This window comes from Micromonospora sp. KC721 (assembly GCF_004348355.1).
In the GTDB taxonomy this organism is placed as follows: Bacteria; Actinomycetota; Actinomycetes; order Mycobacteriales; family Micromonosporaceae; genus Micromonospora.
The window spans coordinates 1-9,525 of record NZ_SMJY01000221.1; the positions used below are offsets into that span (position 1 = coordinate 1).

The window sequence follows — 9,525 nt, forward strand, 5'->3', positions numbered from 1 at the left end:
CCGTACACCCGGGCGGTCGGGGCGGGGACGGCCGGCTGCTGGCCGTACACCCGGGCGGTCGGCGCGGGAGTCACGTCCGGCAGCCCGCCACCGGAGCGGTAGGTGGTCGGACCGGGGTTGCGCGGCAGCGGAACGGCCGGGTGGCCGGTGGTCTCCTCGACGCGCCGGCGGTCCCTGCGATTGACCCGGATCAGCAAGGCGATCAGCCCGACACCGACGACGACCAGGGCGACACCGAACCACATGATCATGGATCCTCCGGAGGACTCGACGGCAGCGGCGGTGGCCGGGCCGATGCGCGGGGCGGCGAGGACGGCCGGGGTCGGCACGTCCGTGGCGGCGACCGGGATGCTGGTCGCACTCGGGGTGTCGGTCACGGTGGACACCAGGCTCGCAGCAGGCGACGCGGCAGCACGCCCACCGACCCGGGAGGTGTCCGCGCCACGGCGGGTGAACCGTCCCGTCGCCGCCATCACCTCGCCGACCACCTCCAGCCGGCCCGCCACCGCGCCTGCGAAGAACGCGACCCGGACCTTGCGGCTCTTCCCTCTGCACAACGTCGGATCCGCCGGCGAGGTACGGGCGGCGACCACGCCACCCCCGCCGCCGGGCACGCACCCGTCGGTAGGCTTGCGCACCTCCGTCGGAACGCCGCCCGGAGAGCCGTCGGCGGTGATGCCCTCCGCCGCGCGCACCGTGCCCCTGTCCCCGGCGGCGTACGCGGGAGCCGCGCCGACGACCAGCAGGCCGCCCAGCAGTGCGCCCGCCACCAGGCGTGCCCCGTGCATCTGTCCACCTCACCGTCTGCCCACGGGTTCCTCACCGTCTCCCCGCGGGTCCGGCGGTCAGGTTACTACCGGGTCAGGGGGCACCCCGGTCATTGAACGCTCCACATGTGTGCCGCATTACCCTGCCGGCTTACCCCGGCGGACGTGGGCTGAAGCGCTCGCCGGGGTCGGACCCGGGCCGAGGCCCGACCCCGGAGCGGGTCGGGCCGACCCCGGAGCCAGTCGGACCGGCCTCAGAACCGGTCGGACCGGTTTCGACTCGGCTTGATCGACTCGGTTTGCCGAACATGGCGCGTTGCCCGGTGATGGACACCCCCATAGGCCGCATCTCGCGTGGCTCTACCGCGCTGACCGGTGGCGGTGGTCGCCGGCCGGGCCGGCGGCACCACGCCCGGCGCCGCGACCGGCGGCGGCGAGGGCCTCCCGACACAGCCGGTCGGCGGTCCGCGTTGTCTCCGGCAGCCGGTGGCGCGGGGTCAGGGCCAGCACCCGGTCGACGGCCTCGTCCAGCCCTGTCCGGTGCCCGACGCTGACGAAGACCGGCTTCACGCCGTCCCGGGTACGCAGCACCCGCCCGACCGTCTCGCCCCCGTCGACCAGCGGCGCGCTCGCCCCGCGCTCCCACGCCGGCCCGGTCCACTCACCGACCAACGGGGTCTTGCCCACCCCGATCGCCGGCAGCCCGGTGACCACACCGATGTGGCAGGCCAGCCCGAACCGGCGCGGATGAGCCAGCCCGTGGCCGTCGCAGACCAGCAGGTCCGGGCGGATCCGGAGCGCATCCAACGCGGCCAGCAACGCCGGCAGCTCCCGGAATGCGAACAACCCCGGCACGTACCCGAAGGAGGGCACACCGACGTGGACCGCGCGGTCCACCACCGCCAGCGTCGCCGCGTCGAGCACGGTCACCGCCGCCGCGAGTAGATCGCCGCTCTCGGCGTACGCGACATCCAGGCCGGCCACCGTCGCCGGCCGACTCGGGCCGGGCCCGACCAGGTCCACCAGTGGACGCAGCCGCTCCTGTACGGCCAGCGCCGCCTCCACCGTCCGCGGCCACCCCTCGTCGCCCCCGACCCCGACCTCCGTCGCGACCCCGGCACCGGTGCCGGGGTCGGAGTCGGGCGGCTTGATCGACTCCGTTTGCCGCATCTGGGGGTGTTGCCCGCCGGTGGACACCGTATGCCGTACCTGGTGCGGCTCCAGCGGCTGCGGACCGGTCATATCGCCGAGTCGCTCTCCTCGGGACTGTTCATCGCCGAGTCGCCCCCCTCGGGACCATTCTCCGCCGAGCCACGTCCATCCATGGCACCGAAGGCGATCGCGACGGTCGTGCCCATGGCGACACCGAACGCCACCCCGCTAGCGCCCTCGAACAGAGCCGTACCGATGACGACACCGAAGAGAAGACCCAATCCCGAGGCGAACCAGCGTCGCCCCCCGTTACCAAACCCCGTCATGGCATGATCATATTTGCCTGCCACAACCACCCCTGACCAGGCGAAGCAAACCACGGAAGGCCTCGCATGGAAGATCTTCCGGCACACGCCTCACTCAGCTGGCAATGCCAGGGGCGGCCACAGGGACAACGGATGCTCCGTAACTGATCGGCGAATCACTATTCAGAGCCTTTCTTTGTCGAAGGGGAGCAACTCGGTTGGGGAAGGGAACGACTTTCATCAGTATCCAGGTAGATTCGATTGAAGCCGGCATCGTCAGGGAGGGAAAAACCATCGCTGACAGTTAACGCCACCTGCTCCGCCACGGACCGCTCCACCTCCACGTACCGGTCGTAGTTGCGATAGTCGTCCAGGAAGCGAAAGACCAACTCCGGATTGTACGACCATGCTTTCTTCCTGTGATCCCACAGAAACGCCCGACCGTTCGACACATCCACCACAAAGGTGCCGCTGGGATTTACTCTTTCTTCATCCCGGTAAATGACGTAGTAGGTCAACATCCGCCCGCTCCATCTTGTGCTCAAGGTCAGAGGCGACTGGAAAATCGTCCCTTGTCAACCCGCACCGTCGAACCTCTTCCGCAAAATTTAGCCCAGCAGCATCGAGTTCCCGCAAGTACTGCCGCCAACACCCACCGTTCCGGTGGATCCACTTGGCGAAGGTAGCATCTTTCGGCGCGAATCTCTCACCAAGCCGCTCCGGCACCGCATCAGGCATTCCGTGTTCTTTGTTCAGGACCAGCATCTTGAGAAATGCCCGGACACGGTGAGGGCCCGGCTGATCCGCACGCCTGAGCACCTCGTAAGCGTTGTGGGTTGTCAGCCAAACGGCCCTCGACCGCTCGCTGTGCAGTTGCAACTCGAAGACCTGCCCCTCCGGCGACCGGATCGTGCAGTTGAAACCGTAGAACCGGTTGCCAACTCGCCAGAAGTTCTTACACAGGTTGTCACCAACCCCGAATCCTGCTTGCTCCAACCCTGCGAGGAAATGCTCGATCGAATCAGCGTAAGGAGCATCATCAGGCAGGGCCACACAAAACCTCAACACATCGTTGACATCACGGCTGAATTCTTCGACGGAAATACCTTCAGTCGCCGCCTCGTCGAGGAACTTTCGCGAAAGGGAGTCAAGGCCCTTCACGCGGTGCTCTTGGTCTCGCAGTTCCACGTACGCATCGCCGCCAAGGATGACGGCGACACGCTGGCCAACTTCAACCAAAGCGTTCTGGACCCTGTCAGCTACTCGCTCCGCCTGCTGATGCAGGCCGCGCAGGACCACCTGCTCGTGTGGTGTCAACTGAGCGAAGCTGTTCATGGATAGTAGGTCACGAGCAGGTTCACCTACTGAGGAAGCACTGCCCGCATGACCAACGCCCGCCCCGTCGAGGTACGCGGCGTCGTCGGCGGACTCCGGCTCGGACGCAGCCGGCCGGCCGGCAGGCGGCCCGCCGGGTGGCTCGGACCGAGCGCTGAACCGGCCTCGGGCCAGGCCGCGCAGCGGCATCGGCTGGCCGTTCCCGCCGAGGATCAGCGCATCCATGCCGACGACGTTGTCGTGGTGGGGAACCCCCACGTGGGCGTAGAGGGGCTGGTCCCGAACCGTGCCGCTCTGCGGATCCAGGTAGAGGATCGTCCCGTTCTGGTTGAGCGCCACCCAGGCGTGCGACCCGCCGTCTTCCCACTCGGTGATGAGGAAGGCGTAGCTGCCGTGGCCGCCGAGCTGTAACTGGATCTCAAGCTGGTCGTACCCGTGCTCGACGGCAGCCCGCTGCCGGGCCGGGTTCCGCCGCCCGTCCCCCGATGACTCGATCAGTCGCTGGAAACGCCCGCCGGTCACCGCCTCGACCCGTCCTGGCCCGCCCTGCTCGCCCAGGATCGGCTTGGTGATGTCCCCTGCCTCGTAGCCGTCGAAGGTACGCGGGGCGGACACCCTCGGCCGGCCGTGCATCCACGTCTCGTAGAGCGACAGGGTGCAGTCAAGGCAGTTGATGCCCCGGGTGGGGTCGGCCGCCGGTCCGCCGTCGTTGGCGAGCGAGAACCACCTGCCCTGCCGGGGATCGGCGGTACGCATGATGGCACCGTCGGAGTGGCGGGGCATCGCTCGTTCGAGGTCGGTCTGGTGCAACGCCAACGGCGGCCGTAGTCCACCCCAACGGCCGTACGGGCGGGACCGGTCGATCGGCGGCGGGCGGTCGTCCCAGGTCAGGCCCGAACGATCACTCGTCTCGACGGCACCGGGAGCCAGCTCGGCCACGTCGTCGTTGATCCGGTGGAAGTCGGTCGGGTCGTCGATCACCACCTGGTCGGGAACGACCCGACCGTCGCGGACCGCGTCGGCCCGGTCCGTGTGTTCGTAGAAGTCGCGCTCCGCCGCCACGCTGGCTTGGAACATGTGCTCGGCGCGCAGGGTGAGGCCGGCCCCGGCGAACTCCCGACCTCGCCGCCGCAGCCAGCCCGCGCGGTCCAGGTAACCGCTCGCCGATCGGCGCAGACGAGTGGTGAGCTCCTCACGCCGTCGGTCCTCGTACCAGGCGCGCTGTGACTCGAAGTACCCCTGGTACCGGCGCCGTTCGAGAGCTTCCCGCTCGGCTGCCCACCTGGCGGCGTACCACTGCGGCGTCCTCGGGCGGGGCGGCTCGTCGGGCGGCGCCGGTCGAGGTGCGGGCGGACGGACGGCCGGCGGTGGCGTCGCCGGCCGGGGGGCCAGGGCCGCCAGTTCGGGAAACCGGTGCCTCGCCGACGGCGCGGCGGCGTCGGCGTCGAACTGGGCCTGCGCCGGCACCGCCGGCGCAGGCCGCGGCAGGGACGGCGAGGTTGTCTCGCCGTGCTGCGTACCGAGGGTCGGCACCGGCGTACCGCGGCCGTCCGCCGGGCTGGTCGATGGTGCGCCGACCGACGTGGCGGCGCCGACGGTCACATCGCCGCCGCCACCGAACCGCCCGGAGGACGGCTGGGTGCTGGAACCGAGCGCCCCGGAAACCGGCACGGTGCCGGCGGCGGCCACGCCGGTGCTGGCCGCGACGGGGCTGCTCGTCGCCGCTGCCAATGGCTGCCCCGTCGCCGCCGGATCGACCGGCTGCGGTGGCAGCGAGGCACGCTCCGTCGTCACCGACGACAGCGTCGGGCTGGCCGCCAGCGCGCCGGACCCCGCCTGTGGACCGACATCGGCGGGAACGGACGACGGGCCGGCGGGCCCACCGCTCTCGGCCGGTACGGCTGCACCACCGGCCAGGCGGCCGTCCGGCCCGGTGGCCGGGCCGTCATCCAGCGGCCCGGCCGGGGTGCCCTCGACAGGCCCGACGGTCACCGGCGACGACAGCGGCGGATCCACCGGAGCAGGCGGGTCCACCGGAGCAGGCGGGTCCACCGGAGCAGGCGGGTCCACCCTGGAGGAGAGCGGCAGGTCCGGCGTGGACGGCGACGGCAGGCTCGTCGACGGCAGGGGCGCGGCCAGCGCGGCGAGCTGCCCGTCGAGGCGGGCACGCAGCGCCGCGTCGGCCTGACCGGTCGCCGAACCGGCGACACCGGAGACGGCTGCCCGGGCGGCGTCCTCCGGGGACAGGACGCCCTGACCGGTGGCCAGGCTCGCCGCACCCTCCGCCATCGTCTCACCGGTCATCTCGCGCCCGAGGTGCTCGGCGATCCGACCGCCCCGGCTGTTCGCGTGCCGCCCCAGGCCGGCCAGCGGTACCACCGCGCCGCCGGCCAGGCCACCGACCGCCGACGTGCCCAGGTCGGCCAGGTCCAGGCCGTCGCGACGCCCGGTGGAGTTCTGGTACGCCTGGGTGGCGAGGTTGATCCCGGACTCCTCCGCCGCTTCCTCCAGCCCGCCGCGCAGGGTGCGCTTGCCGAGCCCGCGTACGCCGCCCCTGGTCACCTCCTTGGCGGCCCGCTCCCCGGCTTCCTTGAGGCCCGCCTTGAGCTGTTTCCTGGCGAGTTGGGCCAGCAGCCGCTTGAAGATCTGTTGCACCACGAGGCGGGTGGCGGCGATCACCCCGGCGGCGGCGGGTGAGGCCGCGCCTGCGGTGAGGGCGGTGGCCACCGCCAACGAGATCAGCTCGACGACGAGGATGCCCAGCTCGATCCAGACCTCGATCTTCGCGCCCTCGATGTCGCAGCCGCACTCCTCGACCAGCCGGCCCAGGTCGGTGCTCACGGCGAGCAGGACGTGCAGGGGTGCGTCGTCGCCCTCGGCGGTGCGTCGCCAGGCCCGGTCGAACGCCTCGGCCACCAGGCCCACGCCCCCGTACCCGCGACCCACCTCGGCGGCGGCGGCGATCGCGTCGTCCCGCGGACCGGCCAACGCGGCGGCGACGGCGTACCACTCGTCGGCGAGGTCCCAGACGGCGCGCTCGTTCCCCTCCGGCCACTCGACCCCGACGACCCAGTCCAGGGCCTCGTACATCCAACCGGGAAGCTCCCAGGGGCTGTAGTCGAGCGGGTGCGGGATGGGGCTGGGCAGGATGCTCACGCCGCTCTCCTCCGCGCCTCAGCGCCGGTGATCGTGCCGACCGGGTACGGCGTCGATCGCGCGGCCGGCGGCGACGTCGGTGTCCACCGTGGCCGCGACGGAGGTGGCCACGTCGGCGCCCAGCCCCGCCAGCGTCCGGCCGAGCCCCTCCCAGGCCCGCAGCAGCGTCTCCTCGTAGCCGCGGTAGCTCTTCTCGAACGCGGCGCCGATGTCGTCGCGGCCCCAGGGGCGTACGGCGCTCGCCTCGGCGATCCGGTCGCCGATCTGCTGCCGCCGGGCGCTGACGGCCTCGCCGGAGAGGCGTAGATCGGTGGCGGCGCGGCGGACCCGGTCGGGATCGAGCCAGAGCCGCTCCTCAGCCATGTCGGCCCGCCTCGCCCCGCACCACCGCGTCGGCCCGCCCGAGCAGGGTGCCGAAGTCGCCGGTGCGCAGGTACTCCACGGTGCCGGAGTTGGCGGGGAGGTGGGCCGCCACCAGTTCCTGGGTGGCAGCGACGGCGGCGGCGGTGGCCCGGCGGACCGTGGCGGTGATCTTCTCGCCGAGCGCCCGGGCGTCCCGTTCCCGGAAGACGGCGGGTTGCAGTTCCACCGAGATCAGCTCACCGCGGGGGCCGACGGTGGCGGTGACCTGGCCGTCGTCGGAGCGTTCGACCACCCGCAGCTGCGCCAGCTTCCGTTGCAACTCGTCCAGACCGGAACGGAGCTGCTGGTACTGCCCGTAGACCTCGTCGAACCGCGCCCGGAGCGCGCGGTTGGCGTCCCGGTCCACACTGTCGGCCAACGCCACCCTCCCCGGTCACGTTCGGTCAGCCGAACCATACCGGGTGCCACGGAGTCGTGGGGGTCCGGTAATTTCGGGGCGTGATCGATCGTCAGCAGGCCGAGCAACTCGCCACGGTGTGGGCCCGTCGCGACTCGCAACGCCTCGGGTACGAATGCCGCCCCTCGATCGACGAGTTCGACCTGGGGTACGTCATCCGGTCGGTCGTCGCTGCCGAGGTCGGCACCGTCCCCGGTGACCTGCCGACCACCGTCGTCGACAAGGAGACCGGCGAGGTCTCCACCTGGCCCCGCGTACCGGCCGCGACGGTCGAGCAGATGTACCGCAGCAGCCGCCCCGCCGGGGGTCCGGCACCCCGCACCGTCGATCCGGCCAGCCAACTGCTCCGCGAGCTGCGGCGCCTGCCCACCCCGACCACCGTCGCCCACCTCACCGTCGACGGCCGGACGTACGTCGCCCAGGGCGTCAAGGGCGACGTCGAACTCCGCCACCACCGGCTGGTCCGCGCCTATCTGGACGCACTGCCGCCCGGGCACCTCGTGCGTGGCGGGGACCGGCACGCCGAACTGGTGGTGGTCTCCGACGTGCTGCACGAGTACGACCACCGCCGCGCCGCCGCCGGCCAGCCGGCGATGACGGCCGAGCAGGCGAAGGCGCTGCTCTCGAACGGCCGGTTCCAGACCTTCCAGGTACGGGAAACCGGTGACCCCAACGGTGGCGAGGTCAGGGATGCCTGCGAGTCGTGTACGACGGCTCTGGTGGACTTCGGCGTACTGCCCTGGGGTGAGCTGGGCGGGATCACCGAACCGCCGGTGATCAACCGACCGATCCCGGTCGACGGCCGCTTTCCGCCGGAGGTGGCACAGGCACTGGCCGACGCGGGCTGGGACCAGAACCCGGTGAACTGGGCGCTGGCGGAGGGGGCCATCGAGGAGACCTGCGAGGTGGCCGGCCGCACCCACCGGCACGAGCCCTTTCCCGCGGCGGAACGGGTCTTCCTGGACTTCCCGGCGATCGTGACCTTCCGCCGTCGGCCTGGTGCCCAGGTGTGGATCCGCCAGTTCGACACCAACCCGACCTGGGCGGCGCACAGCGCCGACACGCTCGCCGACTTCGGTTCGGTGCTCGGCGTACGGCTGTTTCCGATCGGCTTGGAACGCCAGGACAGCATCCTCGCCGTCGACGAACACGGCCGGGTCTTCGCTCTCGACCAGGCCGGCGAATGGTTCCTCGGCGGGGACATCGACACCGCCCTGACCACGCTGCTGCTCGGTCTCGCGCCGGCCCGGGTCCGCGACGACGGCACCTGGTGACGCGGCCCGCTCGTCCCGGTGGGGCAGCCCGCCCTACAGCGTCCCGGACAGGTGATCGGGGCGGCTCACCCGCCGGGTCCGGCCGATGCCGTCGGGGAACTGGCCGACGAGGCGGGTGGCCGGGCGCTGCCGGGTCGCTTCTGGTCGGCGGTCGGGGTCACCTCGCCGGGCGGAACCGCGTCTGCGGGCGGGGGTGTGTCGTCGGCGAGACGTTCCACCAGATGGCGGCGGATCACGTTCTTGCCCGGTGCCCGGATGGCGTCCATGGCGGCGGTGTTGAGCAGCACGCAACTGCCCGACGGGCCGGTCACGGTCACCGTCACCACTCTTTCGTTGTCCAGGTTCGTCACCCGAAGCCGGGTACCGACCGGGAACCGGTCACTGGTCGCCGCCGGCGTGCCGCTCTCGGCGGAGAAGGTGACCGACCCGGAGCAGGCGCTCGGCTGGCTGGAGGTGGTGTCGGCGAAGCCGATCGTGGTCCCGACCACCGCCGCCGCGGTGGCCGCCAGCGCCACTCCGGCCGCCAGTACGTGCTTCCGCTGCACCTGCACCATCTCTTCCTCCCCAGTTCCTTCCATGCGGAGTACGGCTGAAAACCTCGCGGGGTTCAGATTCTTCGTCAGGAAGGTTCCCAAACTCTGCGACAAGATCCGGCGGACGCGCAACATGGCGCAACCTGCCAAGGGCCGGGTTAGGGCCAGGGGCCGGGCTAGGGC

9 protein-coding genes are annotated in these 9,525 nt (G+C 71.4%); 1 reads left to right on the forward strand and 8 read right to left on the reverse strand.

The genetic code is table 11. The features are described 5' to 3' along the window. The 7 genes from E1182_RS26380 to E1182_RS26410 form a co-directional block, all read right to left on the reverse strand. On the reverse strand, window positions 1-788 hold a 788-nt coding region (locus tag E1182_RS26380), incomplete at its 3' end, for a hypothetical protein (RefSeq protein WP_132270219.1). Window positions 789-1,127: 339 nt separating this feature from the next. Next, window positions 1,128-1,937 (reverse strand): endonuclease V, encoded by an 810-nt coding sequence (locus E1182_RS26385; protein ID WP_132270222.1) that lies wholly within the window; start codon window positions 1,935-1,937, stop codon window positions 1,128-1,130. Window positions 1,938-2,005: 68 nt separating this feature from the next. Beyond that, window positions 2,006-2,245, reverse strand: coding sequence for a hypothetical protein (locus E1182_RS26390; protein ID WP_132270224.1), 240 nt, complete (start codon window positions 2,243-2,245; stop codon window positions 2,006-2,008). A 158-nt stretch (window positions 2,246-2,403) separates the two neighbouring features. Further along, window positions 2,404-2,745, reverse strand: a complete 342-nt coding sequence (locus E1182_RS26395; protein WP_132270226.1) for a hypothetical protein — start codon at window positions 2,743-2,745, stop codon at window positions 2,404-2,406. Continuing rightward, window positions 2,714-6,715 carry a toxin glutamine deamidase domain-containing protein gene (locus E1182_RS26400; protein ID WP_132270229.1) on the reverse strand — a complete coding sequence of 1,334 codons (4,002 nt, stop codon included), beginning with the start codon at window positions 6,713-6,715 and terminating at the stop codon, window positions 2,714-2,716. Before E1182_RS26400 ends, E1182_RS26395 begins: the two co-directional genes overlap by 32 nt. Before the next feature lie 18 nt (window positions 6,716-6,733). Beyond that, window positions 6,734-7,078, reverse strand: a complete 345-nt coding sequence (locus E1182_RS26405) for a hypothetical protein (RefSeq protein WP_132270231.1) — start codon at window positions 7,076-7,078, stop codon at window positions 6,734-6,736. Next, a complete protein-coding gene (locus tag E1182_RS26410) occupies window positions 7,071-7,502 on the reverse strand; it encodes a YbaB/EbfC family nucleoid-associated protein (RefSeq protein ID WP_371687605.1) in 432 nt (143 codons plus the stop codon). Before E1182_RS26410 ends, E1182_RS26405 begins: the two co-directional genes overlap by 8 nt. Window positions 7,503-7,576: 74 nt before the next feature. Here E1182_RS26410 and E1182_RS26415 point away from each other — a divergent pair, with 74 nt between their 5' ends. Beyond that, the gene (locus E1182_RS26415) at window positions 7,577-8,809 is read left to right on the forward strand and encodes an SUKH-3 domain-containing protein (protein ID WP_132270237.1); all 1,233 of its coding nucleotides are present in this window, start codon (window positions 7,577-7,579) and stop codon (window positions 8,807-8,809) included. Window positions 8,810-8,874: 65 nt separating this feature from the next. Here the strand turns inward: E1182_RS26415 and E1182_RS26420 are convergent, their stop codons facing one another. Beyond that, window positions 8,875-9,363, reverse strand: coding sequence for a septal ring lytic transglycosylase RlpA family protein (locus E1182_RS26420; protein ID WP_243706427.1), 489 nt, complete (start codon window positions 9,361-9,363; stop codon window positions 8,875-8,877). Between the last annotated feature and the right edge of the window lie 162 nt (window positions 9,364-9,525).